This window comes from Acinetobacter sp. 1424608, from assembly GCF_000588255.1.
GTDB classification, from domain to species: domain Bacteria; phylum Pseudomonadota; class Gammaproteobacteria; order Pseudomonadales; family Moraxellaceae; genus Acinetobacter; species Acinetobacter nosocomialis.
This window is the reverse complement of record NZ_JFXL01000012.1, coordinates 41,788-67,807: the sequence shown is the minus strand read 5'-3', so window position 1 is coordinate 67,807 and position 26,020 is coordinate 41,788. Positions and strand designations below refer to the sequence as shown.

General features: G+C 38.4%; 26 protein-coding genes. 7 read left to right on the top strand and 19 right to left on the bottom strand.

The features are described 5' to 3' along the window. Nucleotides 1–3: 3 nt before the first annotated feature. The 4 genes from J678_RS0104275 to cadR form a co-directional block, all read right to left on the bottom strand. Nucleotides 4–477 (bottom strand): arsenate reductase ArsC, encoded by a 474-nt coding sequence (locus J678_RS0104275; protein WP_000670223.1) that lies wholly within the window; start codon nt 475–477, stop codon nt 4–6. A 6-nt stretch (nt 478–483) separates the two neighbouring features. Next, on the bottom strand, nt 484–807 hold the full coding sequence (locus J678_RS16225; protein WP_000373080.1) for a metalloregulator ArsR/SmtB family transcription factor: 324 nt from the start codon (nt 805–807) through the stop codon (nt 484–486). 55 nt (nt 808–862) lie between these two features. After that, complete coding sequence (arsC, locus tag J678_RS16220) at nt 863–1,297, bottom strand: arsenate reductase (glutaredoxin) (RefSeq protein WP_000213577.1); 435 nt, start codon at nt 1,295–1,297, stop codon at nt 863–865. Nucleotides 1,298–1,521: 224 nt separating this feature from the next. Next, nucleotides 1,522–1,914: a Cd(II)/Pb(II)-responsive transcriptional regulator gene (cadR, locus tag J678_RS0104270; protein WP_000480874.1), complete on the bottom strand. Its 393-nt coding sequence runs from the start codon at nt 1,912–1,914 to the stop codon at nt 1,522–1,524. 75 nt (nt 1,915–1,989) lie between these two features. On the opposite strand from cadR, the gene J678_RS16215 reads away from it, so the two are divergent. From J678_RS16215 to feoB, 3 genes are read left to right on the top strand one after another with little or no spacing between them, the layout of a single operon-like run. Continuing rightward, on the top strand, nt 1,990–3,297 hold the full coding sequence (locus tag J678_RS16215) for a cation transporter (RefSeq protein WP_000537300.1): 1,308 nt from the start codon (nt 1,990–1,992) through the stop codon (nt 3,295–3,297). A gap of 11 nt (nt 3,298–3,308) precedes the next feature. Then, entirely contained in the window at nt 3,309–3,569 is a 261-nt protein-coding gene (locus tag J678_RS16210) for a FeoA family protein (protein WP_001048218.1), read from the top strand. Continuing rightward, a complete protein-coding gene (gene feoB / locus J678_RS16205) occupies nt 3,559–5,388 on the top strand; it encodes a ferrous iron transporter B (RefSeq protein ID WP_001086233.1) in 1,830 nt (609 codons plus the stop codon). Before J678_RS16210 ends, feoB begins: the two co-directional genes overlap by 11 nt. Nucleotides 5,389–5,459: 71 nt before the next feature. Here feoB and J678_RS16200 read toward each other — a convergent pair whose 3' ends face one another. The 8 genes from J678_RS16200 to J678_RS16170 form a co-directional block, all read right to left on the bottom strand. Next, nucleotides 5,460–5,822: a copper-binding protein gene (locus J678_RS16200; protein WP_000911302.1), complete on the bottom strand. Its 363-nt coding sequence runs from the start codon at nt 5,820–5,822 to the stop codon at nt 5,460–5,462. Nucleotides 5,823–5,855: 33 nt separating this feature from the next. Beyond that, nucleotides 5,856–9,002: an efflux RND transporter permease subunit gene (locus tag J678_RS16195; protein WP_000561666.1), complete on the bottom strand. Its 3,147-nt coding sequence runs from the start codon at nt 9,000–9,002 to the stop codon at nt 5,856–5,858. 14 nt (nt 9,003–9,016) lie between these two features. Continuing rightward, the gene (locus J678_RS16190; protein ID WP_000945698.1) at nt 9,017–10,507 is read right to left on the bottom strand and encodes an efflux RND transporter periplasmic adaptor subunit; all 1,491 of its coding nucleotides are present in this window, start codon (nt 10,505–10,507) and stop codon (nt 9,017–9,019) included. Beyond that, a complete protein-coding gene (locus J678_RS16185) occupies nt 10,507–11,811 on the bottom strand; it encodes a TolC family protein (protein WP_017393498.1) in 1,305 nt (434 codons plus the stop codon). Before J678_RS16185 ends, J678_RS16190 begins: the two co-directional genes overlap by 1 nt. 77 nt (nt 11,812–11,888) lie before the next feature. After that, nucleotides 11,889–12,350 (bottom strand): hypothetical protein, encoded by a 462-nt coding sequence (locus J678_RS0104265; protein WP_000771473.1) that lies wholly within the window; start codon nt 12,348–12,350, stop codon nt 11,889–11,891. A 45-nt stretch (nt 12,351–12,395) separates the two neighbouring features. After that, nucleotides 12,396–13,325: a copper resistance protein B gene (locus tag J678_RS16180; protein WP_001260874.1), complete on the bottom strand. Its 930-nt coding sequence runs from the start codon at nt 13,323–13,325 to the stop codon at nt 12,396–12,398. Continuing rightward, entirely contained in the window at nt 13,312–15,129 is a 1,818-nt protein-coding gene (locus tag J678_RS16175; protein WP_079452713.1) for a copper resistance system multicopper oxidase, read from the bottom strand. The genes J678_RS16180 and J678_RS16175 overlap by 14 nt, the downstream gene beginning before the upstream one ends. 83 nt (nt 15,130–15,212) lie before the next feature. After that, the gene (locus tag J678_RS16170) at nt 15,213–15,554 is read right to left on the bottom strand and encodes a hypothetical protein (protein ID WP_000853608.1); all 342 of its coding nucleotides are present in this window, start codon (nt 15,552–15,554) and stop codon (nt 15,213–15,215) included. Nucleotides 15,555–15,703: 149 nt separating this feature from the next. Between J678_RS16170 and J678_RS16165 the strand changes: the two genes are divergently transcribed. Together J678_RS16165 and J678_RS16160 are read left to right on the top strand one after the other, a co-directional pair. After that, complete coding sequence (locus J678_RS16165) at nt 15,704–16,387, top strand: heavy metal response regulator transcription factor (protein ID WP_001221580.1); 684 nt, start codon at nt 15,704–15,706, stop codon at nt 16,385–16,387. Then, on the top strand, nt 16,377–17,753 hold the full coding sequence (locus tag J678_RS16160; RefSeq protein ID WP_000149039.1) for a heavy metal sensor histidine kinase: 1,377 nt from the start codon (nt 16,377–16,379) through the stop codon (nt 17,751–17,753). The genes J678_RS16165 and J678_RS16160 overlap by 11 nt, the downstream gene beginning before the upstream one ends. A 77-nt stretch (nt 17,754–17,830) precedes the next feature. Here the strand turns inward: J678_RS16160 and J678_RS16155 are convergent, their stop codons facing one another. Next, a complete protein-coding gene (locus J678_RS16155) occupies nt 17,831–20,170 on the bottom strand; it encodes a heavy metal translocating P-type ATPase (protein WP_000349577.1) in 2,340 nt (779 codons plus the stop codon). A gap of 281 nt (nt 20,171–20,451) precedes the next feature. On the opposite strand from J678_RS16155, the gene J678_RS16150 reads away from it, so the two are divergent. Then, nucleotides 20,452–20,832, top strand: coding sequence for a copper resistance CopC family protein (locus J678_RS16150; protein ID WP_000689221.1), 381 nt, complete (start codon nt 20,452–20,454; stop codon nt 20,830–20,832). Between the two features lie 67 nt (nt 20,833–20,899). Beyond that, entirely contained in the window at nt 20,900–21,781 is an 882-nt protein-coding gene (locus J678_RS16145; protein WP_002035490.1) for a copper resistance D family protein, read from the top strand. Nucleotides 21,782–22,046: 265 nt separating this feature from the next. Here J678_RS16145 and J678_RS16140 read toward each other — a convergent pair whose 3' ends face one another. From J678_RS16140 to J678_RS23705, 6 genes are all read right to left on the bottom strand, one after another. Then, the gene (locus J678_RS16140) at nt 22,047–23,096 is read right to left on the bottom strand and encodes a DUF932 domain-containing protein (RefSeq protein ID WP_000951143.1); all 1,050 of its coding nucleotides are present in this window, start codon (nt 23,094–23,096) and stop codon (nt 22,047–22,049) included. A gap of 54 nt (nt 23,097–23,150) precedes the next feature. Continuing rightward, nucleotides 23,151–23,447: a hypothetical protein gene (locus J678_RS16135; protein WP_000553831.1), complete on the bottom strand. Its 297-nt coding sequence runs from the start codon at nt 23,445–23,447 to the stop codon at nt 23,151–23,153. A gap of 91 nt (nt 23,448–23,538) precedes the next feature. Next, nucleotides 23,539–23,868, bottom strand: a complete 330-nt coding sequence (locus J678_RS16130; RefSeq protein ID WP_001068164.1) for a hypothetical protein — start codon at nt 23,866–23,868, stop codon at nt 23,539–23,541. A 58-nt stretch (nt 23,869–23,926) separates the two neighbouring features. Further along, nucleotides 23,927–24,625, bottom strand: coding sequence for a hypothetical protein (locus tag J678_RS16125; protein WP_001985473.1), 699 nt, complete (start codon nt 24,623–24,625; stop codon nt 23,927–23,929). 81 nt (nt 24,626–24,706) lie between these two features. Continuing rightward, the gene (locus tag J678_RS16120) at nt 24,707–25,732 is read right to left on the bottom strand and encodes a J domain-containing protein (protein WP_000942646.1); all 1,026 of its coding nucleotides are present in this window, start codon (nt 25,730–25,732) and stop codon (nt 24,707–24,709) included. Between the two features lie 70 nt (nt 25,733–25,802). Then, on the bottom strand, nt 25,803–25,949 hold the full coding sequence (locus J678_RS23705; protein WP_000682545.1) for a hypothetical protein: 147 nt from the start codon (nt 25,947–25,949) through the stop codon (nt 25,803–25,805). Between the last annotated feature and the right edge of the window lie 71 nt (nt 25,950–26,020).

Genomic DNA, 26,020 nt, shown 5'->3' with positions numbered 1-26,020 from the left:
TTCTCATTCAATATCTGATATGTGATTGATTGCAGCAATTAATTCAGGACGAGACATATTTGCTGTATCAAGTGCAAATAAAGCATCTAAACGACGGTTGATATGGTCTACTGTCACTTGGAAAGCTTTTAATTTTTCCTCTTTAGGCAAGTCTAAATGTGATGGATCAGCCAAGCCCCAATGTGCCTTGATCGCTCCCCCCAAATAAAGAGGACAAGCTTCTTGAGCTGCTGAATCACACACAGTAATCACTACATCAGGTTTATATTGCTCACAGTCATCAATGGTTTTACTCCATAAACCTTCTGTTGAAAGACCAAGGTTTTCCAAAGTTTCAATAGTCAATGGATGCACCTGTCCTGATGGCTTACTACCTGCACTGTATGCTTTCCAGTCATGAGGAGCACGACTGTTAAAAAGCACTTCAGACAAAATGCTACGACAACTATTTCCAGTACACAAAAAAAGGAATTTCATAATCTATTACTCACAATAACTATTTATAGAAAGCGTGTTGGTATTGCTTACAACTTGACTAGATGATGTTTTTTTTAAAGTATCTAGAATTTCAAAACACCATGCTGGAAGTTGTTGATTAATGCTGTAGTACACCCATTGGCTTTGTCGTCTGTCTTGTAAGAGACCAGAAGAGCGTAATAAAGCTAAATGCCTAGAAATCTTTGGTTGACTCAGTTGTAGCTTTTCTGTCAGATCACAAACACAGAGTTCTTTATTCTCAGCAATTAAAGTGACAATATTGAGACGGGTTTCATCTGATAAGCATTTAAAAAAATTAACTTGATCCATCTTTGCTACCTATAAATTTGGATATGCAGATAATCACATACAAGAACTAAATTTTTTAATTTACTCTCTGACCATTTTCGTCGATCACTTGTTCACCATCTTCTTTAGTGAAAGCACCTTTTTGTGGTAATGGCAGAATATCCAAGACAACTTCTGAAGGACGACTTAAGCGAGTACCTAATTCAGTAACAACAAATGGTCGATTAATCAAAATAGGATGTTCAAGCATAAAACTGAGTAGTTGTTCATCACTCAAATCACTACGATCAAGCTGTAAATCCCGATAAGGATCTACATTCTGACGAATAGCCTCTCTTACTGTTAAGTTTGCATCCTGAATCAATTTAACTAATTCGTCATGACTAGGTGGTGTAATGAGATATTCAATAACGGTTGGTTCAATTCCTGTATTGCGAATCAAAGCCAAAGTATTCCGAGAGGTGCCACAAGCAGGATTGTGATAAATCTTTACATCTAATGAAGTTGTCATGAAACTGGGACCTCTAATATATTAATATCTTTATATATGAATTAGCATATATATGCAACTTCATATATGATGGTCTGCAAAATACAATCCATTAAATAAGCTAGTTAAATTTGAAAAACTGCTGTAAACAATTCATTTTAGATTAAGAATTTAGCAATAATATTAAATAAGCCAATATACGTATCAGTAAGTTTGAGAAACAAATGTGATCACTAACTTTTTATTCAGGCTAACTTCTTCAGTACACCACATTTGTCCACTGTACATAACCCATCACAAGTCTTTCTTATTTCTAATAGCTGCTGTATGAGTTTCTGCTGATTCCGAATATTTTCCTCTACATCGTTAATATGTGAATCGATAAGCTCATTCACATCAGAACAATTTAGATTAGGCAGATCCTTATAATTTAGTAATTTTTTGATTTCAATTAAGTTCATATTCAAAGAACGACAATTCACAATGAATTTCAACCGATCAATGTAATCTTCAGTATATAGTCTATAGTTACCTTGAGTTCGATCAGGTTGCGGGATTAAACCTTCTTTTTCATAAAACCGTATTGTCAGTACTGAGCACGACGTTTTCTCAGAGAGCTCTCCTATCTTCATAAACATTAGAAATACTCAAAATCCAACTTGACTCTATAGTAGCTATAGAGATTTTAATATGCAATAAGTAAAGATATGACTATGGGCACATCAATGAGTGGTTGCGGTTGTAATAAAGAAAGTTCTTGTGAAGACACTAAGCAAAATCAAAATGAATCAGAAACAAATTCTGGTAACAGTAAAGATTTAACTGCTGAAGAAAGTAAAAGCTCTTGTTGTGGTAATGAAGTACCACAACAATCTAAGCCAGATGAAAAAGATTCTTGTGCTAGTACTCAGCCATGTTCTACGCAGTCAAACTCATGTTGCACCCCAGATTCAATAAGTTCACCTGAGATAATCAGTGATAATGAGGGTGTAGCGACTTTCATCAGTGACTATAAAATCCCTAAAATGGATTGTTCCGCAGAGGAACAAATGGTTCGGATGACTTTATCTTCTTTGGTAAATGTTAAGAGGCTAGTTTTTGATTTGCCGAATCGAAACCTAAAAGTTATGCATAATGGTGAAAGTAATGAAATCACTGCAAAACTTGAAGCTCTTGGGTTTGGCGCTAAATTAAATAAAACTGAAGCCTATGTAAATAAAGAGCATGCAAAAGAAATCAGTACGTTTCTGATTCCGAAAATGGATTGCTCTGCTGAGGAGCAAATGGTTCGTATGGCATTGTCTCCAGTGAGTGAGGTCAAAGGACTAATATTTGATTTACCTAATCGGAAATTAAAAGTTTTTCATAATGATGGTCTTAATGAAATTACTAGCAAACTTGAAGCACTTGGTTTTGGAGCCAAACTTGAAAGTACCGCTGCCTCTGTGGGTGAAATGCCTGAAAAAGCAGATACGTCTGAACAAGCAAAAGTTTTAAAAATTCTTTTAGCGATTAATCTCCTATTATTCTTTATAGAGTTTATCAGTGGTTTGGTAGCTGCCTCTACAGGCTTGATTGCTGACTCATTGGATATGCTTGCTGATGCCACAGTGTTTGGTATAGCACTGTTTGTTGTTGGTAAAAGTGTAAAAAAACAATTAAAAGCAGCGCATCTTTCAGGCTGGTTACAGTTAATTCTCGCTACTTCTGTAATTGTAGATGTTGTGCGTCGGTTCATTTATGGTAGTGAGCCAGAGTCTTTCTTGATGATTGGAATTGCTGCTTTAGCGCTAATTGCCAATTTTTATTGTATATACCTAATGTCTCATCAAAAAAATGATGGTGCACACATGAAGGCTAGTTGGGTCTTTTTATCCAATGATATCATAGTCAATTTTGGTGTGATTTGTGCAGGGATACTAGTTGCTTTGACAGGTTCCGCATATCCAGATCTTGTTATAGGAATAATTGTTTCACTTTTCGTACTTAACGGTGCTCGAAAAATTTTGGCATTGAAATAAGAGTATTAAAAATGAATTTATTCCAAGTTAAACCAAACGAATTTGTCAAAATTGTTGACCTAAAAAAAGGTAACCAATATTTAGATAAAAATGATCCAGTTCTCGAACGACTTGAATTGTTAGGTTTCAGAATTGGTGAAACTTTACAAGTTCTAGCTAAGGGACTTTTCGGTGGTGATCCAGTATTGGTTCAAATTGAAACTTCTCGATTTGCGTTAAGAAAGAATGAAGCTGAACGAATTTTTGTAGAGATTGTTTCAAATGAACAGTAAAAATATTGCACTTATTGGTAACCCAAATTGTGGGAAAACATCTCTCTTTAATACTTTAACAGGTACTCGTCAAAAAGTAGCTAATTATGCTGGTGTTACTGTTGAGCGGAAAGAAGGTTTTTTTAAACTACCTTCTGGTGAATCAGTTCGAGTTTTAGATTTGCCCGGCACATACAGCTTAAAGCCTACGAGTCTAGATGAAGAGGTAACAAGGGCTGTATGCTTAGGTGAGCTTGAGGGTGAGGTTCTACCTGATATATATGTATGTGTGGTTGATGCCACTAATTTACATTTACATTTAAGTCTTGTGCTTGAAATAAGGGCATTGAATCGACCAATGCTTCTTGTTTTAAATATGATGGATGAGGTCAAAAAGCGTGGTATTTCGATAGATATTAATAAGCTATCAGAATTGTTGGGTATCCCTGTTATTGAGGCTGTTGCCGTTAAAACTAAAGGCGTGCAAGAACTACTAAATCAATTAGATCAAAAAAATCTATTTGTCACTCCTTATCATTCTGATCTGAATCATTTTGATCAGATTAAAAATATTACTAAACAGGTAATTTTAAAAAATGATAACGGTGATGCAAGAACAGCTTTCTTGGATAAAATTTTCTTACATCCTGTACTTGGTTTAGTCATCCTAACGCTTACCATGTTTGTCATGTTCCAAGCCGTTTTTATCTGGGCACAACCTTTTATCTCATTAATTGAAAATGCAATTGCTTGGTTAGGTAATACAATTGGCCCGCTTATTACTCATCCATTACTTAGAAGTCTTATTGTTGATGGGGTAATCGCTGGATCGGGTAGTGTTTTGGCTTATATGCCGCAGATCCTTATCTTATTCTTCTTTATTTTAATTTTAGAAGAATCAGGTTATTTGCCACGAGCAGCATTCCTTTTGGATAAATTAATGTCCAAAGCTGGTTTAAGTGGACGTTCCTTTATTCCACTATTGTCTAGTTTTGCCTGTGCTATTCCTGGTGTCATGGCAACACGAAGCATTAGTTCGGAAAGAGATCGTCTAGCAACCATTATGATTGCGCCATTAATGACTTGTTCTGCAAGATTACCTGTTTATGCTTTGCTAATTGCGGCATTCATTCCAAACAAATTAGTTTATGGTTGGTTGAGCCTACAAGGTTTAGTTCTTTTTGGACTATATATGGCTGGAATTGTTTCAGCATTATGTGTTTCTTTATTTTTGAAACTAGTTAGAAAAGATAAAACAGAAAGTATTTTTATCTTTGAGTTGCCTACTTATCGATTGCCAGATATTCGAAACGTTGCATTAGGACTTTATGATCGAGCTACGATCTTTCTAAAAAGAGTTGGTGGTATTATCGTAGCATTATCTATATTGCTTTGGGTGTTGGTTACGTTCCCTCAACCACCTGAGCATGCCACGATGCCTGCTATCAACTATAGTTTAGCTGGACAACTTGGACACATTATTCAGCCTATATTTGCACCTATTGGCTTTACTTGGGAAATCTGTATCGCATTAATTCCTGCTATGGCTGCAAGGGAAGTTGTCATTGCTGCTTTAGGTGTAATTTATGCTATGTCTGGAGATGAAGATACTGTAACTCAAACATTGTTGAGTCAAATCTCTGGTCCTGATGGTTGGGGGCTAGCTACAGGGATGTCATTATTAGTTTGGTACATTTTCGCACCACATTGTCTTGCAACATTAGCGACCATTCGTCGTGAAACTGGTAGCTGGAAACAGCCTGTTATTATGGCGACTTACTTATTTGGGCTTGCGTATTTCTTTGCCTTCATTACATATCAGCTTATTAGTAGACTTTAATCAAAATAAGAATATTTCATAAAGAAAAATGGATGCCTTCGCATCCATTTTTCTTTTAAGTATCAAACTGATTATGAGCTTTTTTTCACAGCAACAATAATCTGACTCTCACCCTCTATTTTTAATTCGAAGTCAACCTTTTCCCCTACAGTTAAACCATTCAATAATGCTGGATCTGCAACTTTAAAGCCCATGGTCATTGCAGGCCATTTAATTGCAGGAATTGCTTCATGGTCGAGTGTTAGAATATTTTCTTTCGTATCAATAGCAGTAATCACACCAACAGCTTGAGCTGTTGCAACTGTAGATGACTCTTTACTCATCTGCTCCATCGGTGCTTCCGCTTTCTTTTGCTCTGATGCCTCATTTTTGCTACATGCACTTAACGCAGCAACAGTTGCAACAAGAGCCACAATTTTCATAAATTTCAACATAATAAAACCTCTTTTGACGAAATAATAAAACTATCAATTCTTTGATAGTTTTCTTTTGATTAAAAGCTGATATGCCGCAGGGATAACAAACATAGATAAGAGAGGGGCTGAAATCATCCCCCCAACCATAGGTAAAGCAATACGACTCATTAATTCAGAACCTGTTCCAGTCCCCAACAGAATAGGGATTAACCCCGCCAAAATGACAGCGACTGTCATTGCTTTAGGGCGAACACGTAGCACGGCTCCTGTATGAATTGCCTTATTGAGTTGTTGCTCTGTTAAGGATGCCGTTGAAGAAGATAGGCTTTGCTGTGCATGCTCAATTGCTTGCTTTAAATAGAACAACATGACTACACCAAACTCTGCGGCAACACCAGCAAGTGCAATAAAACCAACAGCAATCGCAACCGAAAAGTGATAATCACTCAAGTACATAGCCCAAATACCACCAATCAAGGCAAAAGGTAGTGTTGCCATAATCAGAACAGCATCTTGTACTTGCCTAAAAATCAAATAGAGCAATAGAAAAATGATCATCAAAGTAATTGGAATAACAACTTTTAAGCGAGCATTCGCACGCTCCATGAACTCAAACTGTCCTGAATAGCTAATGCTCATGGCAGAAGAACGTTTTACTTTTTGGTCTATGGCCTGCTTCAAATCTTGTACAACCGAAGCTAAGTCACGTCCTTGTACATCGACATAGATCCAACCACTTGGACGGGCATTCTCACTTTTAAGCATTGGCGGCCCATCTGTAATTTGAATATTAGCAACACTACTCAAGACTATTTGTTGACCAGATTCAGTTAGAATCGGTAAATTTCTTAAGGCTTCCAGTGAATCTCGAATCTCTCGTGGGTAACGTACATTAATGGGATACCGTGCCAAGCCTTCAACAGTTTCACCAATATTTTCCCCGCCAATCGCTGATGAGACGATTTGCTGTACATCTTTAATATTGAGACCATATCGCGCAGCCTGCATACGGTTAATATCAACATCAACATATCGACCACCTGTGAGCCGTTCAGCTAAAGCTGAACTAACACCGGGCACCTGTTTAGCCACTTGTTCAATTTGCTGTGCTACCCGATCAATATCTTGCAGATCATTTGCTGAAACCTTAATCCCGATTGGACTTTTCACCCCAGTTGCCAACATATCAATCCGGTTACGGATAGGTGGCACCCAAATGTTTGTTAAACCCGGTACTTGGACTGCCTTATCTAGTTCTTTTATCAATTTGTCAGGTGTCATACCTGAACGCCATTCAGACCGTGGTTTGAACTGAATCGTGGTTTCAAACATTTCTAATGGTGCAGAATCTGTGGCTGACTCTGCGCGACCAGCTTTACCGAATACTGTTGCAACTTCAGGAACGGTTTTAATCATTCGATCAGTCTGTTGGAGTAGCTCAGAAGCTTTTGCTGCGGACAATCCCGGTAAAGCTGAAGGCATATACAGTAAATCACCTTCATCCATATTGGGTAGAAACTCCCCACCTAACCGTGTTAAAGGGAAAAGACTAATAAGGAAAATTAGCAATGCACCAAGTAAAATTGTCTTTGGATGAGCTAAAACCTTATCCAACATAGGGCTGTATATTTTGATCAGAAAACGGTTCAGTGGATTACGCTGTTCAGAAGGTAATTTCCCTCGAATCCAATAACCCATTAAAACGGGAATCAAGGTAATGGATAAACCTGCTGCTGCTGCCATTGCATAGGTTTTAGTAAATGCCAGTGGTGAGAACAAGCGACCTTCTTGTGCCTGTAAAGTAAAAATAGGAATGAAGGATAAGGTAATGATGAGTAGACAGAAAAATAAAGTTGGCCCGACCTCACTGGCAGAACGTGTAATGATGTTCCAACGGACTTGTGCTTCCAAGACTTGCTCAGGATGTTCGTGTTGCCAAGTTTCGATATGCTTATGTGCATTTTCAACCATTACAATTGCGGCATCGACCATAGCGCCAATCGCGATAGCAATACCACCCAACGACATGATATTGGCATTTAGCCCTTGATAATGCATCACCAAGAAAGCAGATAAAATCCCAAGCGGCAAAGAAACAATAGCCACCATTGCTGAACGTAAATGCCAGAGGAATAGTCCACAGACTAAAGCCACCACAATAAACTCTTCAATTAATTTATGGCTGAGATTTTCTACTGCTCTATCAATCAATTGACTGCGATCATATACAGGAACAACTTGTACACCTTTCGGTAGACTTTGTTGTAATTCAGCTAGCTTCGCTTTCACAGCAGTAATCGTTTCACGTGCATTTTTACCTGCTCGTAAAATCACGACACCCCCAACCGTTTCACCTTGCCCATTCAATTCACTGATGCCACGACGCATTTCTGGACCAAGTTGAATAGTTGCAACATCACCTAAAGAAACAGGAACACCGAAACTATTTGTTCGTAAAGGAATTTGGCGAAAATCATCTAAAGTTTTTAAATAACCAGAAGCCCGCACCATATATTCCGTTTCAGCCATTTCCAGAACTGAACCACCAGTTTCCTGATTAGCTTTTTGAATCGCCTCAATGACATTGTTTTGTGTGACACCTAAAGTAGCCATCTTGCTTGGGTCTAAGACAACCTGATATTGCTTAACCATTCCCCCAATTGTGGCAACTTCAGCCACGTTAGGTAATGTCTTCAGTTCATACTTTAAAAACCAGTCTTGTATGCTTCTCAGCTCCGAAAGATCATGCTGTCCTGTTGGGTCTACTAATGCATATTCATAAACCCAACCAACGCCAGTGGCATCTGGTCCCAATGAAGATTTCGCATTTGCAGGCATTTTCCCTTGAATTTGATTTAGATACTCCAATACACGAGAACGGGCCCAGTAAAGGTCAGTATGTTCATCAAAGATGACATAAACAAATGAGTCACCAAAAAAAGAATAACCGCGAACAGTTTTAACACCGGGCACCGATAACATGGTTGTTGTTAAAGGGTAGGTCACCTGATTTTCAACAATTTGTGGTGCCTGACCAGAAAAATTAGTTCGAATAATTACTTGTACATCAGACAAATCTGGTAATGCATCGACCGGAGTATTCTTTACGGCCCAAGTTCCCCAAGCAGCCAGAATTAAAGCGGCCAACAGGACAAATACACGATTTGCAATTGAAAAACGAATAATACGGGCAATCATAATCGTCCTCCCGTTTAGTTCTTCATAGATGTCATAGACATCTTGGAAATGTCAGAAATAACGTAAGTATCTCTAGCATGTGTAAAACTAAAACGGACCTGATCGCCTTGCTGAATTTGGGTAAATGGTTGCACTGGTTGTTTAAAGCTCATAGTCATAGCCCCCCAACCCAACTCAGGAATCGCCTGATGTGAAATGGTAATGTCTTGAGCTGTGACTTTTTCAACTTTACCAATGCCTTGATATATTGATGTCTTAACCACTTGAGATGAAGTCTTCGATTGTCCAGTGTTCAGCTTATCCAATACACCTTGTAAATTTGCTTCAGAATCAATCAGGAATTGCCCTGAAATTACCACCTTCTGACCAGCTTTCAACCCTTTTAGAATTGCAATTTTATTGCCATCACTTTGACCTAACTGTACTACAACAGGTTCAAAACGCCCTTGCTCATGTCCCACAATGACAACGTTCCGAGTACCTGTACGTATAACAGCTTGCTCTGGTATAACTAAATTGCTTTGTGGGTTGTTGGAGAATTTAACGGAAGCAAACATTCCCGGCTTGAGCAATCCCTCTCTATTGGGCAACTCAATACGAACTTTTATGGTTCTACTCGTGCTATCCAAAGTTGGTAAAATATCAATGACTTTACCGGACACTATTTGAGGATATGCAACAAAAGTAGCTTCAACTTTCATTCCCCGTTTTATCCCGGCAATTTGTGCTTCTGGAACAGATGCTTCTAACCAGATTGGGCTTATCCCCTTGATGGTGACAAGCGTTTGCCCCATAGCTAAAGCCATTCCATTGCGGACTTCTAACGAATCAATAAATCCACTTACAGGTGCACTTAAAGTCATATTGGATTGCACTCGATGTGTCCGCTCGACTTGATTAATCACATTTTGTGGGATTCCTAAAAGCTGTAAACGTTGTCGGCTTGCCTGAATAAGAGAACGATCTCTTGTTCGGAGTACAGCTAGAAATTCAGTTTGTTCTCCTGTCCATTCAGGTATTGAAATATCAGCTATGGGACTGCCTTGCGTCACCATATCCCCAACAGCATGTCCGTACACTCGTTGGACGAAACCACTTGCTCTTGTTTGTAAAATAGCTACCTGTCGTTCATTGGTCTGCAATATACCATTGGTTAACAAAGTATTTCCCATCACAGCTTGTTCGACTGAAGCATAACGAATTGCTAAATTTTGTTGGAGGGATGGATCAATCTTAACCGCAGGATAACTGTCTTCAGTCATCGTAGTATTTTCATCTGCATATTTAGGAACCAGTTGCATGTCCATAAATGGCGATTTCCCCGGTTTATCAAAATGCTGTTCAGGCTTCATTGGGTCGTACCAATACAACACTTTGGCAGCCTGTTGCGGACCTGATTGAGGATTGTATTTCTGATGTGCAATCCAGTATCCAGCACCACCACCCGCAGCCAGACTAATTACCGCAACGCCCATGACAGTAACTGCTAATTTATTTCTTAACATTATGGCTGCCCCTCAACATGGTTTAAGGTCGGTTCTTCAAAGGCATAATAAAGTTGGGCTTTAGTCACAGCCTGTTGCTGTTGGAGATCAATGAGACGCAAACGCTGTTCTAAAAGAGCTTGTCGAGCAGCAATAACATTAGACAAATTACTTTTACCTGCTTGATAGCTTGCCAACTGTAAACCCACTTTTTGTTTAGCGAGTGGAATACTTGTTTGCATCGCACGTCTAATTTGCTGATCAAGTGCATCAAGATCGGATAACCCATCATCTAGCATAGTGAGATGGTCACGGTATTGGACTTCTTGATCGGCGGTAATCCTGTTTTGTTCGGCTAAAGCTGCCTGAATGAGTGGACTACTACGTCTTTTTGAAAAGACAGGAAGCTCTGTTGTTAGTTGCACCCCGATCATATCGCCAAATTCGGGTGCTCGATGCTGATAAGCAAGTTCAATACCCCAATCTGATTTCTGTAAAGCCTGAGCTTGCTTCAGTTTTGCTTCAGCAGTTTGCTTTTCTGCCTGAAATGCTTTTAATTCAGGATGTTGATGCAAATGATGATATAGCTTTGATGTATCAAGGTAGATAGATGGTGCTTGGTCAGGTAAGGTTTCAATTTGAGAGAGATTTTCAGTAGGTTCTGCACTGACTAACCGATGCAACTCTAACTTGGCTTTATTTAAATCACGAAGTAAATCATCCTTCTGGTCAAGCAATACCGTGGCTTCTTGTCTTGGATCAAGTGCATCGGCAATGATTGTACGACCAGAGATGACCTGTGTTTGAGTAATTTGAGAAAGTAATCGATTCTCTGAAAACAGTTCATCATATAGTGCTAATTTACGTTCAAGATAAAAGCGCTTAAGCCAAGCAGATGCGACTTTCTGACGTACCTCAATACGCAGAATCTCAGTTTGAGCATTGGCCGAACCTAGTTCAGCTTTTGCTAAATCGACCTCAGCTTGTCTTTTGGCACGATTTGGAAAATCTTGCATCACGCCAATTTTTTGCATAGTCATACCTTCGCGTGTGACTGACCATGCGGCATCGCCGGATACAGGGTAATTATCTAAACCTACAAATAATTTAGGGTTGGGTAAAATACCTGAAGCTGAAACCATATTTTCAGCCCCTTCAATCCTTGCACTATTTGCTCTTAGGGTAGGTGCATATTGCTCAGCAAGCTTCATAGCTGTATTCAAAGTTAATGGCTCAGCATAAGCCTGACCATAGACCAGACAGAAACAGATAGTAGCTATTGGCCATCTCTTACGATGAGATTGCTTTTCTTTATAAATATTCATATTTTTTGCTCTAAAATGTTTACGCGCACGCGCAGAACATTCATAGAAAATTCTATGAATGATAGAGGACTATCAAATTAGTTAGAGCGTGGAGGCTTCCATAAACCCGAAGGGTATGGAGAAGGAAGATTTTGATCTAAAGAGTAAAAAGCTGAGCGCTCTATAGGAAAGGAAACCATTGAGTGCAAAATACCCTGAACGTCATTAGCATATACAAGCTTGGTAAAAGACATAATGCAATCTTGTTCAGACAGACAGGATGGATCATGCAGAGTTTTTTTGGACTTTGCTTCTCCTTTCATACAATCAGTATGCATCATATTCTGATTTTTCGACTCTTCCATTTGCATGGATTGCATCTGTTCAGATGGCATTAAACATCGTTTATGTACAGACGAGGCAACAGCAGCCGATCCTACTAACAGGATAGCAAACGATAAAAACAGCGATAGGCATGTTTTTAACCACTGCATAGACATAGACCAAATTTTAAGCTTTTTTAGTTTTACAGAATTGAATCGTAATAGCAACAATTTCATGAATAGTAGCCGAAACTACTATTCATGATTTCAAGTTATAGTATTTTAAAATACCAATTCGATGCCTGCACCATATTTCCATCCTTTTTCGGACTCAGTTGCTTCTTGCACGTTAGTTGCTTTTTGTCCTTTTTCATATTGGTAAGCAACATCCACAAAAGGTCTGACTCTTTTAGTGACTTCATATCGGGTTTTAATACCGGTTTTTAGTTCAGACAAACCTGATTTTGCAGCATAGTTAGAATCATCGCTAAATACAGCATCTACTTCAAGATAAGGTTGTGTGATCAATTTCTGGGTTAACAGGAAATCACGCTCGACTTCTAAGCTTGCCCCCCAAAAATTATTCTCACCACCGTACAAATAAGCTTGGGTTTCAAAGAAATATGGAGCTAATCCCAACACGCCAACAACACCATCAACCCGATCGCTGTTGCTGTTATTTTTATCTTCACTGTATCTCACCCCAGCCTGTACATCCCAAAAGGGTGCTACATTACGGCTATAAAGCGCAGATACATCATATTTTGGATCATGACTTTCTGCTTTATCCAAATTTGCTTCAATAAATAGGCGATTTTCATCTGTACCTATCAATGTTTCAATTTTCGATCCTAAAGCACCTTTGCCATCTTCATCCACAGTCCACTCATTCTCAAACTTAGTCATTTGGAAAACTTGTCCACCATGTTCTTTCAGATGTTTATCATGATTTCGGTTATTAGAAGTTTCGGCTTCCAGGCCTATACCATTATCTCCATCATTACCAGAAGTTGAATTTTGGTAAGTATTACGATCAACATAACCTAATCCACCAGGCTCTTTTAACAGCATTTTCATACTCTCGGACTGAGAGGATTTAGTACTACTATCCATGCTTTGAACAGCAGTATCATTTGCAAAAGCTACACCTGATAATCCAATTAAAGCTATAGATAAAAATGTCTTAGAATATATTTTTTTAGTGGTGCGCATGTTGATTTACCCCCTTATCATTAGTATTAGGTTGAGCAACAACATCTTTCGAATCAGTACTATTACTATCGACATTTGCCACAATAAGTTTATTCATCATTCCAGCAGACATGTGATAGAGCAAATGGCAATGGATAGCCCATTCACCTAACTCATCAGCCGTTAATAAAGTTGTAACTGTTTTACCTGGTGGAACAATTACTGTATGTTTATTCGGCATATTGCTAGGATCTTGGCCATTTTCCAGTTGCATAAACATGCCATGTAAATGCATTGGATGAGCCATCATACTATCGTTAACAAATTTCAAGCGTATACGCTCACCATATTTCACTTTAAATGGTTCAGTTTCATTAAACTTCTTACCATTAATTGTCCAAATATAGCGCTCCATATTTCCACCTAAGCGGATTTCAATTTCACGTTCTGGAGCACGGGTATCTTTTTGGGGGGTTAAAGATTGTAAATCACTATATTGAAGTGCTTTTAGACCAGCTGGTGTTGATGCATTCGCCCATCCGTAAACCACTTGATCAGATCCAGAAGAGCTTACTGTTTTTGAAGGCATATCATGATCCATACCTTTCATTGAAGACATATCATGATCCATTCCTTTCATTGAAGACATATCATGATCCATACCTTTCATTGAAGACATATCATGATCCATTCCTTTCATTGAAGACATATCATGATCCATACCTTTCATTGAAGACATATCATGGTCCATTCCCATATCTTCCATCGTCAGTAAAGCACGGGGACGAGGTGTCGGCATCGTAGTACTTTTTACAAGTGAAGTATTTTCATCATGTAATGTACCAATAGAAAAACCACTTCGATCAATAGATTCAGCTTCAATCTGATAATTTGCTTGTTTCGGTTCTACAATAACATCATAAGTCTCAGCTGTTCCTATCCGGAATTCATCCACTGGCACGGGTTTTACTGGTTGTCCATCTGCGCTGACTACTGTCATTTTCAGATTAGGAATTCTTACATCGAACAAAGACATTGCCGAGGCATTAATAAACCGAAGACGTACTTTTTCTCCAGCTTTAAAATTTCCAGTCCAATTTTGTTCTGGAGTCTTACCATTCATTAAAAACGTATAGTTTGTTACATCAGACATATCTGTCTTAAGCATTCGCATCTGATTCCACATGGAACGATCTTTCCATGTTGCCTTTAAACCGTCTCTTTTAATCTGCCTAAAAACATCAAAAACTGTTTCTCTTCGATTCTGGTAGTAATCAGCTTCTTTCTTGAGATTACTCATAATCTGACCACTAGTAGAGTTGTGAAAATCAGAGAGTAAGACTACGTAATCTCTATCAGCTTTTTCTCCGGCCGTTAAAGGTACTTTATTTTTGGGATAAATGACTAAAGGGCCATACAGACCATCTTGCTCTTGACCTTTACTATGCGAGTGATACCAATAGGTTCCATTCTGACGAACCTTGAATTTATATTCATAGGTTTTATTTGGTGCAATACCATCAAACTGGTTGAACCCAGGTACTCCATCCATGATGCCAGGTAAAATTAAACCATGCCAATGAATTGAAGAATCTTGGTTTTTCAACTTGTTGTGTACACGAATAACGGCATCATCGCCTTCCTCAAACTCAAGAAGAGGCGCAACAAACTTACCATTTACAGTAATTCGTTTTAGAGGCTTTCCTGTAATATTCACCGTCTGTTCAGCAATTGTTAAATCATATTCTTTAACCGCTGCCATAACCCAAGTCGACGAAAACAATCCGACTCCTATTAAAAGGACATGACTTAATTTTCTAGACATTTATTTTCACCTATCTATAGTTAATTGAGGGCTAAGCAGGTGGATAAAATACTTTTCCCTCAATATCTTATTTCGCGTATTAATTATTTATTTGGCATATTCATTTGAGAATGGTCCATCTCACCCATTTTAGAATGATCCATATTCATCATCTTAGAATGGTCCATATTCATCATCTTAGAATGGTCCATTTGGGACATATCAGACATTTGGCTGTGATCATGCTGACTATGATTCTGTTGATTTTCCTTATCTTCTTTCATATCACAAGGTTTTTTGCATTTCTCTTGCGCTTTTGAATTTACTTTAACTTCTGTACTTAAAGTATTTTTCTGTTGAGCATCAGCAGCCCAAGATTGGCTTCCAGCAATTAAAGTCCCAACACACATAAAAGCAGTTAAGCCACGACGGAATAGAGTTTTCATTGATTGCTCCAAAAATAAATTTTATATAACTAACTTATAGGTTGGAACCGGACATCTATGTGACTTGAAAATGACATTTTTGTAATCTACATCGCATCCTGTATTTATAACGTTATTATGGTCTTAATATGCGATACGGGGCTTAATAAATGAGAATCTTACTAGTTGAAGATGAACAAAAAACTGGTGATTATCTAAAGCAAGGTCTTTCTGAAGCAGGATATATTACAGACTGGGTTACAGATGGCTTATCAGGTAAACATCAAGCTCTTTCAGAAGAATACGATCTAATTATACTAGATGTAATGTTACCGAAGTTAGATGGCTGGAATATCATTAATGATATTCGCAAAAGTGGCAAAACTATGCCTATCCTTTTTCTCTCAGCTCGTGATCAAATTGAAGATAGAGTTAAAGGCCTGGAACTAGGAGCTGATGATTATCTCGTTAAGCCTTTTGCTTTTGCAGAACTTCTTGCCCGAATTAAAACCTTACTTCGTCGCGGTCAACAAAAGGAAGATAGCAATATTATTACAATTGCTGATCTTGAACTTGATCTTCGTAAACGTCGCGTCACACGTGCTGGACAAAGAATTGACCTTACAGCTAAAGAGTTCGCATTGATGGAATTATTTATGCGTAGACGTGGAGAGATTCTACCTCGTGCTCTTATTGCTTCTCAAATATGGGATATGAATTTTGATAGTGATACCAATGTTGTAGAAGTCGCTATTAAACGTCTAAGAAATAAAATAGATAGTAATTTCAGTCCTAAGTTGATCCAAAACATCCGCGGAATGGGGTATGTCTTAGAGGTAGAAGATGACTCATAAACTGTTTAATGCGATCAGTTTCCGTATTGCGATCATTTTTTCATTATCTACCATTATTATCTTAATGATTATGGGGCTGGTCATTCATCAGCTTGTTATGCATCATTTTGAAACTCAGGACCGCACTCAGCTAGAAGGGAAAATTCAGCTTTTAGAAAATTTACTGGAACAGAATCCGAAAAACACCGATGAACTAAAGATATATTTAAAAGATGCTTTAGTTGGTCATCATGATCTAATTGTCCAGATTGAACGCCCAACTGGCCAAATCATTTTTAGTTCAGCCCCTGCCGTTATAAAGGCTCAAACATTAGTAAAGTCTAAACATATCCCTTGGATAGAGTGGGAAATTCAAAATAAAACATACCGTGGCTTAGTTTATAAAAAATCGTTTGATAAAAATATGAGTGTTCCAACTGCTCAAATTATTGTTGGAATCGATACCTCCGAACATCAACATTTTTTAAACGACTTTAGACGACAATTGTTATATATCGGAGTTGTGGGCACAATTTGTTTAATGTTTTTAGGTTGGTTTGCCGCATGGAGGGGCTTACGTCCAGTTCAGAAAATGGCAAAAGTTGCAGAAGGCATTTCAGCTCAGCATCTATCTGAACGATTAGCGGTCGATAATACACGCACTGAACTAAAATCATTAGCCATAGCCTTTAACGATATGTTAGATCGGCTAGAAACGGCTGTAGAAAAACTCTCAGATTTTTCATCTGATCTGGCCCATGAAATTAGAACACCTATTAATAATTTAATGACTCAAACTCAAGTATGTTTATCTCGTAGTCGGGATATTAATACTTATCAGGAAGTCCTCTTTTCTAATCTGGAAGAGTTTGAACGTTTGGCTCGAATGGTTTCAGATATGTTATTTCTTGCAAAGGCAGAGCATGGCCTACACTTACCAAACCTACAACAGGTCAGCCTAGTAAAAGAGATTTCTGCTTTATTTGACTTCTATGATGCTATCGCTGCTGAAAAGGGAATGTCCCTAGAACAAAGTGGACAAGGATACGTAAAAGGCGATCCCTCAATGTTACGTCGTGCACTGAGTAATTTACTATCAAATGCGATCAAATATGGTAAACCTGATTCAATAATTAAGATTAATTGCCGACAAAATATTGATACCACTATATTCACAATCGAAAATGAAAGCTCACCAATAACATCTGAACAGCTGAATCGATTATTTGACCGTTTTTACCGTACGGATGCATCCAGACAAAGAGTTGAGGAAGGCACAGGTTTAGGTCTAGCAATTACCAAGTCAATTCTTGATGTACATGGCGCAACGATTCAAGCAGACTATAACAACGGTCGGATAGTTTTTAAAATAACTTTTAAAAACTAATTTTTGTAAATAAAAGACAACTGACTACTCATTTCCAGTATCTAAAAAATTATGAGTAGTCAGAAAATGATCCTTTCTTAACTACGTAGCCTTAAAGCATTACCAATAACCGATGCTGAACTTAGGCTCATTGCTAAAGCTGCGATCATAGGAGAAAGTAGCCAACCAGTAAATGGATATAAAATACCCGCGGCTAAAGGGATGCCTAATGCATTATAAAGGAATGCAAACATCAGGTTTTGCTTCATATTTTTAATAGTGGCCTCTGACAGGGAGCGAGCGATCTCTATACCTCGTAAATCACCTTTGACTAAAGTGACTTGAGCACTATTCATAGCCACATCTGTTCCAGTCCCCATTGCAATACCAATATCCGCTTGAGCTAAAGCTGGGGCATCATTGATACCGTCACCTGCCATTGCAACCATTCTTCCTTCTTTTTGTAATTTATTAACCAGTTCCAGTTTATCTGCTGGTTTAACTTCTCCGTAAACTTCATCAATACCTAATTTAGCTCCAACTGATTTTGCAGTAGTTAAACCATCTCCTGTGGCCATTATAATTCTTAATCCAGAATTCTTCAGAGCATGCACAGCTTCAGGTGTACTGACTTTGATTGGATCTGAAACAGCCAATAGTCCTACGAGCGTCCCATCAACAGCCAAATGCATAACACTTGCGCCTTCTGCTCTTAATTGCTCAGCTTGAGGGATATATGTATCAACTGATATGCCGAGTTGTTCCATTAAAGCTGTATTGCCTAATGATAATTGTTGTCCATCTAACTCACCCTTAACACCAATTCCAGAACCTGACTCAAAAGATGTTGGTGTTGTTAGTACAAGATTTCTTTCACGGGCAGCCTGTACAATTGCATCCGCTAATGGATGTTCACTACCTTGATCCAAGCTGGCAGCTAATCTGAGAACTTCATTTTCTTCATATCCAGATAAAGCAATGACCTTATCAAATGAGGGGCGACCTTCTGTTAAGGTCCCTGTTTTATCAATAATTAATGTATCAATCTTACGTAAATTTTCTATTGCTGCAGCATCACGGAAGAGTACGCCATTGGATGCACCACGACCCGTTGCCACCATGATTGACATTGGTGTGGCTAATCCTAAAGCACACGGACAAGCAATAATTAAAACTGCGACAGCATTGATTAGTCCGTATACCCAACTCGGTTCTGGTCCAAATATTCCCCACCCAAAAAAGGTAAGGATAGATATACCGATCACCACCAGTACAAACCAGCCAGCTACCTGATCTGCCATTCTTTGCATAGGGGCTTTAGAACGCTGAGCTTGCGCTACCATTTGAACTATCTGTGAAAGTACTGTTGAAGAACCGACCTTTTCCGAACGTATCACTAATGAACCGTTCATATTCATTGTCGCACCGATTACTTGGTCACCTATACGTTTTGTTACTGGAACTGGCTCTCCCGTTAACATTGATTCATCAATAGAACTTGAACCTTCTGTAATTATTCCATCAACGGGGACCTTCTCACCTGGTCGTACTCTCAGTAAATCTCCAACATGTACATGGGAAAGTGGGATATCTTCCTCTGTGCCATCTTCATTAATTTTTCTTGCGGTTTTCGGTGCCAACCCAAGTAAAGATTTTATTGCTGACGAAGTTTGCGAACGTGCCTTTAACTCAAGAACTTGACCTAATAAGGTCAGTGAAATAATTGCGGCTGTTGCCTCAAAATATACAGCAACACGCCCCATAGAGATGAAAGACGCTGGGAAAACTTGTGGGGCTAGGGTTCCAACGACACTATAAATAAATGCAGCTCCAGTCCCAATTCCAATTAAAGTCCACATATTCGGACTACGATTTAAAATTGAATGCCAACATCTAACAAAAAATGGCCAACCTGCCCAAAAGACGATAGGTAAAGTAAGAACAAGTTCAATCCAGCTTTGTACCTTCATCTCAAACCAGTTCAACTGATGACCAAACATCGCCAAAAATATGATAATGAGGGTTAACGGTAAGGTGTACCAAAATCTTCTTTTGAAATCTTTAAGTTCAGGATTATCATCGGCTTCATCTAGATTGGGAAGTAATGGTTCTAGTGACATACCGCAAATCGGACAGTTACCAGGATGATTTTGTCGGATCTCCGGATGCATTGGGCAAGTATAAATTGATGAGGTATTTACACTATCTGAGTGTGTATCCATCTTATTTAGGGAGACATTTTCGGAAACAGATCTATCTTCTTTAGCAATGTAAAAAGTAGGATCATGCTTAAATTTTATCTGACATTTTTCACTACAAAAGTAAAAAGTCTTATTGCCAACTTGTTCATGAAATTTAGATTCTTCTGTTACAGCCATGCCGCAGACAGGATCCTTTAGTACGTTATTTATAGTTTTCTTTTCATGATGATGGTCCATATAGAAACCTCCTTCATATTTGATTTTAAAAAATTAATTACCTTCGTGCAGAAATACATTTCTGATTATTTGAGTATTTAATGAACATTATTCTTGATAAAGTCAGTGTAACACTTGTGAGTTTTTAATTCTAAAAATGACAAAAATGTAATTTTGGAGTCATCAAGACGTTGCTCTCTTTCTTAAATAATAAGCATACAAAGAGTGATGACCAACTCGATCAATTTAGGAATTTCACTGGGTCATTACTTAGCACGTACTAATTTTTAAAAGGTGATGAAATGAAAATTTTCCAAAATAAAGTGTCAGCTCTACGTAATGTACTAGTAGGTGCGACTATGGTTGTAGCTGCTTCAAGCGCATTTGCTCATGTCAAACTTGAAAGTGCCACTCCAGCTATTAATGCATCTGTAGCAAGTCAGCCAAAAAATATAACTTTAAATTTTGGTGAAGAAGTCATGTTAATGAATGTCAAATTACTTGATGCTCAACGTAAAGACATCCCTTTAACTTATCAGATAACTCATGATTTAAAAAAATCATTTGAAGTAGCAGTACCTAAACTTAAGAAAGGTAAATACACAGTGGTTTGGACCACAATGGGTACTGATGGCCATAACATGAATGGCGAATATAGCTTCACTATTAAATCAGCGAAATAACTATAGAGCATCAATAGTCTATATGCCAGCAGCTTGCTGGCATATTGCTATCGCAGGGAGGAAAAATATGAATCCTGAAACTTGGATATATGCAACGTGGCTGATTAAAGTCGTTTTATATTTAGGAATAGCATTTGTTGTTGGTGGTGCCTTTAGCTATTTTCTACTGGGACGTTATGTAGAAATCAGGGAAACTCTTCTAAAGTACATTACTATTGGTGCAGGATTAGGCTTTATTTCAAGCACTTTAGGCTTCTTTGTTCTTATAGGAAGTTTTGCCAATACAGGTCTTTCAGGAATGTGGGACAGTAACTACATTAATATCTTAATAAATACTCCCACTGGGCATATCCATATCATCCGCTCAGTTAGTTTTGCACTTTTATTGTTATTTATGATCGTAAAGCTTAGTAAAGGGACTATCCAAGTTTCCAAAGTAGAAGGAACAATTTTTACCATCCTACTTATCCCCATGGTTTTTAGTTTTTCACAATTAGGCCATGTCACAAACTTGCCCTTTTTCGCTCAATTCTTATTATCAATACATGTCCTTGTAATGTCCTTATGGATGGGATCACTTTTTCCTTTATGGAAAACAAGTAAAAAAATTACTGGTCTTCCATTAAAAGATCGCATGCACTTATTTGGGAGAATCGCAGCATTTGTTGTGGGAATACTACTCGCTTGTGGTGCTAGTATTGCTCTGTTACTCATTAAAGATTTCAATACTCTACTAAATACTCCTTATGGGCATGGTTTTATTATTAAGATCGCATTTGTTCTAAGCATTTTATTATTAGCTGCTTTCAACAAATGGTATTTTACCCCTCGCTTACAAGACCCGAAATTTGCCAGACAGTTGGGCTATGCCATTTTATTTGAAATGTCATTAGGCCTAATGATCCTTTTAACGACTGGATATATTACAACTGTAGTGGGAATTGATTAAATAGGTATATAGTAATTTAAAAAAGTAAAATGAAAAAAATTATCTGATTCTGCTTGATTTCATCATTGGTTCAATCCTTGATATTTTTTCTAACTCCATAAGCTTTACTATTGTAAGTAGAGTGTAGTGTAAGACTGTAGAGTCTCAGATCTTTTAAAATATAGGGGTAAAATTACTTACCCCATAATCTGCCCATGTTTTTATAAATTAATTACATGATTTTCTGTAATTCATGTATAAATAAACTTAAACAAATAATCATAACTTATACAACCATTCTTAGTGCCTGTTCCAGCCCGCGTTGTTTAAGGTTGGCTCCTACCCCAAACCATGCTGAATCTAATCGGTGATCTTTTGAGATCGCACGTCGCTCATGATCAACAAACTCGGTAATACTACAAAGCAGTCCATACGCCGTATCTTTAGCTGAAGCTAACTCGGCACCACGACCATGCCCGTTAAACATGGTCATGACCTTAGACATCGCACGTCCATTTGGCTCAGTTTTATTGTCGGTTTTGGATGAGTTGATTTGTTTAGGCGTAGCTACATTACGGTAGAACTGAATGATACTTTCATCTTGTTCAGCAATATTCAGGTTTGTATTATTGAACACTGCATCGAAGTAAGCTGCTGCTTCCTGCTGGGTGACTTTACGCTGGCTGAGCTGCTTCATTTCATACATGTGCTCGTCCCATGCATGAACCGAAATACCCAATTGCTGTTTAATCTTTTCAGCATCAAACTTGGTACTGTGTGGAACTTTCACCACACCTGCACTACTATTCTGCCCACGTAAGGCAATCGCTAAGGTGTTATTACACACCACACGTACACTTGTAAATTGCGCCGTGGTGGCTAATGTCCCATCACATGCTGTTGCCAGAAGGATATAACCATTACTCACATCCTTTCCTTTCAGTGCTGTTGATTGTCCAGTCGTAGCCAGTGCCCAGAACTTACGACCACCTTTCAATACCCCTGCTGTTTCCAGTTCAAAGCCTGATTGTTCTGTCAGGTCTTTATAGAAGTTTAATATCTCCATCGGTTGCACCTCCTGATAACGCTGACTTACCACTGATAGCGGCGCATGAGTATCTGAACGATAAAGGACTCTCTGATCTTCATACGGCATGATGATGTTTTGTCCACGTTCATTTTTTGTCATATAGCTGACATTGGATGATTCAATTCGCCAATCCATCCCTGCTTGTTGTGCCCATACTTCTAAAGGTTGATTTCTAGTGAGTTGATTGCCCAAACCATGCCAAGGGGTTTGACCTACAAAAGCCATTGTTTCAACTTGATGTGCCATGATGTTTTTCCTATTAAGTGATTTAAATAATTTGATTAAGAGTTTGGGATGAAGTTAAGAAAAGCTTGATTGCTGGATTTCAAAATGTTGCAGACACTGCTCACACTGATAATGCAAGGACACTGTATTGTCTTGATGCTGGACGTAGAGCAGAAACATGCCCCCTACAACTAAACCAACAAAGCCACCGACTAGTGGGTGAATAGGACTACGTTTTGACAATTGCATACAGGCTGCTGCCAGAGACATGGGGGAGAATGATGAAAGTTTTGCAAATACACCTTGATGGCTTTGTTCTGACTGCCGTAGTAATTTCAGATGTCTCGAATGGCAGTAAGGACATTGATGCATAGTCGTCTCCTCTCAATAAAAGGCATAAAAAAAACCACAAGCAAATGCTTGTGGTTTGATTGAGCTTTATGTCGTTTTAGATTAAGTCAAATTAACGAGTTACTTTTGGAGTCGCTAAACCTTTCTTGCTACAAGGTTGGATACTTTCAATATATTGACCATCTCCAGTGTCTTTAAAGAAACCATGTTTTGATTTGATTTCTAAACATTGCCCCTTCTTAAAAGGTTTAACTTGTGGAACGACTTTAGCTGGTATAGCGTAGCTATTTAAAATGACTTCGCCTTTAGTAGTTGGAAAAACCACCGATTCTTCGCCGTAATAGACATTGGCTTTAAGTGTAATCTGCTCAGTTTTAGCAAAAGCAATAGAACTGAGTGAAAGACTTAAAATTCCACATGCGATAAGTTTGATTGGGTTCATGGTATTTTCTCTGATTAAGTAAAGTAATAATTAAACGAATGCTACAGACCAGCTTTAATTAGTGACCAAAGCATGGCTGGTATCCTTCGTGAAGGACTTGATTGCTGTTCTTATCCCAACTCACCACATACCAAGTACATTGGTAACGGTCAGAGTCCCATGCAGTACGATAGGTCATGGTATTACCTTGCTGGCTCCATCCTTCAACTCGTTTACTCACCTGATCTGGACTTGAGCGGCCCCATACATTCATGAGATGTGACGCTAACATTTGATCAATATTCGGGATGGTTGACTTTAAATCAGCTGGAGCAGATTTGATTGGCTTTAATCCATAGCGAGAAGCATTGGAACTTAAGGTTTTCCCTTCATGGTACTCACCATCAACTTCTGAACTGAGATTACCTAGACTTGTATCTTGTGCTTTTGCCTGATCAACCGCGGCTATTGCCCCCGCAACAACCTCATCTTCAGCTTGTGAATGAGCAGATTCTGATTCCGGGTTTTCCACCATACTTTCAATTCCAGTGAAACCTGATTCAACGGGTTCCGATGCTGCTTGTGTTGTGGCAGATTGATTTTGTACCTTAGATTGTTCTAAAGCGAGTTGTGCTAACTGAAGTTCAGTTTGTCGTTTTTGATGTTGATTAAATAAAATACCGCCTGCAATTAACACCGCCATCATGACTACAGTTAACAACCAATATAACGGTGGTATCTTTTTAGTTGAGTTAGTGCTGTTCTTTATCATATTCATATCATTACCTTGAAATAGAGGATATACGGCGCTTTAGGGCTGCCTTCACTGGGGTAATATGTAAGTAAAAATTCTTTATTTTCAGTTATTGTCCAAATAGCTTTTTAATAAAGCTCTTGCTTCATTCAGTTGCTGTGCCTGACTTTCAATCAACTGACGAACAGATTCAGGTAAGTTCTGGTATTTATCGGGATGGAACTCAGCCATCTTTTTTCGGTAAGCAGATTGTAAGTTCTGCTCAGTCAGTGAATTAGGCTGAATATCAAGAAGTTTGCACGCTTGAAGTTGTCCACCGTTGAAAGTAGAAGTAGTAGACTGATTCATTTCATCAGCCAGACATTGATAGATAATTTTGACCAGATCAGGAAATACGGCTTTAGAAACATTGGATACACGACATAAATGGGTCATGAAGAGATCCGCCTGATTCTGCTCAACCTGACCCAGTGCCATGGCATAAACCAGTTGTTCGATCATCTCCGTACGAAGCTTGTAAGCCAGCACATCTTTCAGTTCTGCAAAGCGATGTAATAATTCTTCATATTCAAAGTTGGGATGTTCAGTCAGTAACCTTTTAATATAGTGCTGTGATGCTTCATCATTCAGCTTTACAAAATGTTTAGATATTGCATGACTAGATTCAGGATTCCACTTACCCATATTGAATGTGATGAAATAAGCAAACAGATCAATAATTACCTTCAGTTCTGCATCAATCTGTGGTGGAGCCCGATCGGTTTCTGTTTCACCCTGACAAACTTCATTTAGAAATGAAGCCAATGTTCGTACTGTGCCCTTATCCAGTTGGGTAAAGGTCAGGGTTTCTATACGATTCAGTACGATGCCATGATTAATGACGCCAATATCTGCCTCGACATGATGAATACTTTTAAAGAGATAAACCGCTTCATCTCCAAAGCTTTCTTTATAAAAGAGTCCTGTCGCCGTCACACAAAGTCCAGCTTTAGCACTGCCAAATACCGTATCGTCAATTAGCATAAGGATTTCATCTGGATGAATTCCTTGAGGGAGATAACTCATAGCCCCTTGCAATTTTTTATAAGGAATAGCGGGTGCAAAATAAATATTGTCACTCGCTCTTAACATCAACATCCAACGGCTTTTCTGGAGTGATTCTCTCGATATGATTGTCATGGCAACTTCCCCAATTTAGCGACTAAAACAACCAACGTAGAAAATCAGCAGGCCAAACAAGTGCCCGACCCAAAGAATATGAACCAGAATAAATAGGGTACTGCCAAATCAAATACAGCCAATAACCAATCACAATGGTGAAATAAAGGCCAATCAATGGATGTTTCATTGTAAATTCCTCATTTTTTTAGGTAAGCCTATCCAACCCACTGCTCTATGGCAGCAGGTGAGATCAAAAGA

Coding starts and splice junctions, on each gene's coding strand:
- J678_RS0104275 (WP_000670223.1), bottom strand. CDS start 477: ATGAAATTCCTTTTTTTGTGTACTGGAAATAGTTGTCGTAGCATTTTG.
- J678_RS16225 (WP_000373080.1), bottom strand. CDS start 807: ATGGATCAAGTTAATTTTTTTAAATGCTTATCAGATGAAACCCGTCTC.
- arsC (WP_000213577.1), bottom strand. CDS start 1,297: ATGACAACTTCATTAGATGTAAAGATTTATCACAATCCTGCTTGTGGC.
- cadR (WP_000480874.1), bottom strand. CDS start 1,914: ATGTTTATGAAGATAGGAGAGCTCTCTGAGAAAACGTCGTGCTCAGTA.
- J678_RS16215 (WP_000537300.1), top strand. CDS start 1,990: ATGGGCACATCAATGAGTGGTTGCGGTTGTAATAAAGAAAGTTCTTGT.
- J678_RS16210 (WP_001048218.1), top strand. CDS start 3,309: ATGAATTTATTCCAAGTTAAACCAAACGAATTTGTCAAAATTGTTGAC.
- feoB (WP_001086233.1), top strand. CDS start 3,559: ATGAACAGTAAAAATATTGCACTTATTGGTAACCCAAATTGTGGGAAA.
- J678_RS16200 (WP_000911302.1), bottom strand. CDS start 5,822: ATGTTGAAATTTATGAAAATTGTGGCTCTTGTTGCAACTGTTGCTGCG.
- J678_RS16195 (WP_000561666.1), bottom strand. CDS start 9,002: ATGATTGCCCGTATTATTCGTTTTTCAATTGCAAATCGTGTATTTGTC.
- J678_RS16190 (WP_000945698.1), bottom strand. CDS start 10,507: ATGTTAAGAAATAAATTAGCAGTTACTGTCATGGGCGTTGCGGTAATT.
- J678_RS16185 (WP_017393498.1), bottom strand. CDS start 11,811: ATGAATATTTATAAAGAAAAGCAATCTCATCGTAAGAGATGGCCAATA.
- J678_RS0104265 (WP_000771473.1), bottom strand. CDS start 12,350: ATGAAATTGTTGCTATTACGATTCAATTCTGTAAAACTAAAAAAGCTT.
- J678_RS16180 (WP_001260874.1), bottom strand. CDS start 13,325: ATGCGCACCACTAAAAAAATATATTCTAAGACATTTTTATCTATAGCT.
- J678_RS16175 (WP_079452713.1), bottom strand. CDS start 15,129: ATGTCTAGAAAATTAAGTCATGTCCTTTTAATAGGAGTCGGATTGTTT.
- J678_RS16170 (WP_000853608.1), bottom strand. CDS start 15,554: ATGAAAACTCTATTCCGTCGTGGCTTAACTGCTTTTATGTGTGTTGGG.
- J678_RS16165 (WP_001221580.1), top strand. CDS start 15,704: ATGAGAATCTTACTAGTTGAAGATGAACAAAAAACTGGTGATTATCTA.
- J678_RS16160 (WP_000149039.1), top strand. CDS start 16,377: ATGACTCATAAACTGTTTAATGCGATCAGTTTCCGTATTGCGATCATT.
- J678_RS16155 (WP_000349577.1), bottom strand. CDS start 20,170: ATGGACCATCATCATGAAAAGAAAACTATAAATAACGTACTAAAGGAT.
- J678_RS16150 (WP_000689221.1), top strand. CDS start 20,452: ATGAAAATTTTCCAAAATAAAGTGTCAGCTCTACGTAATGTACTAGTA.
- J678_RS16145 (WP_002035490.1), top strand. CDS start 20,900: ATGAATCCTGAAACTTGGATATATGCAACGTGGCTGATTAAAGTCGTT.
- J678_RS16140 (WP_000951143.1), bottom strand. CDS start 23,096: ATGGCACATCAAGTTGAAACAATGGCTTTTGTAGGTCAAACCCCTTGG.
- J678_RS16135 (WP_000553831.1), bottom strand. CDS start 23,447: ATGCATCAATGTCCTTACTGCCATTCGAGACATCTGAAATTACTACGG.
- J678_RS16130 (WP_001068164.1), bottom strand. CDS start 23,868: ATGAACCCAATCAAACTTATCGCATGTGGAATTTTAAGTCTTTCACTC.
- J678_RS16125 (WP_001985473.1), bottom strand. CDS start 24,625: ATGAATATGATAAAGAACAGCACTAACTCAACTAAAAAGATACCACCG.
- J678_RS16120 (WP_000942646.1), bottom strand. CDS start 25,732: ATGTTAAGAGCGAGTGACAATATTTATTTTGCACCCGCTATTCCTTAT.
- J678_RS23705 (WP_000682545.1), bottom strand. CDS start 25,949: ATGAAACATCCATTGATTGGCCTTTATTTCACCATTGTGATTGGTTAT.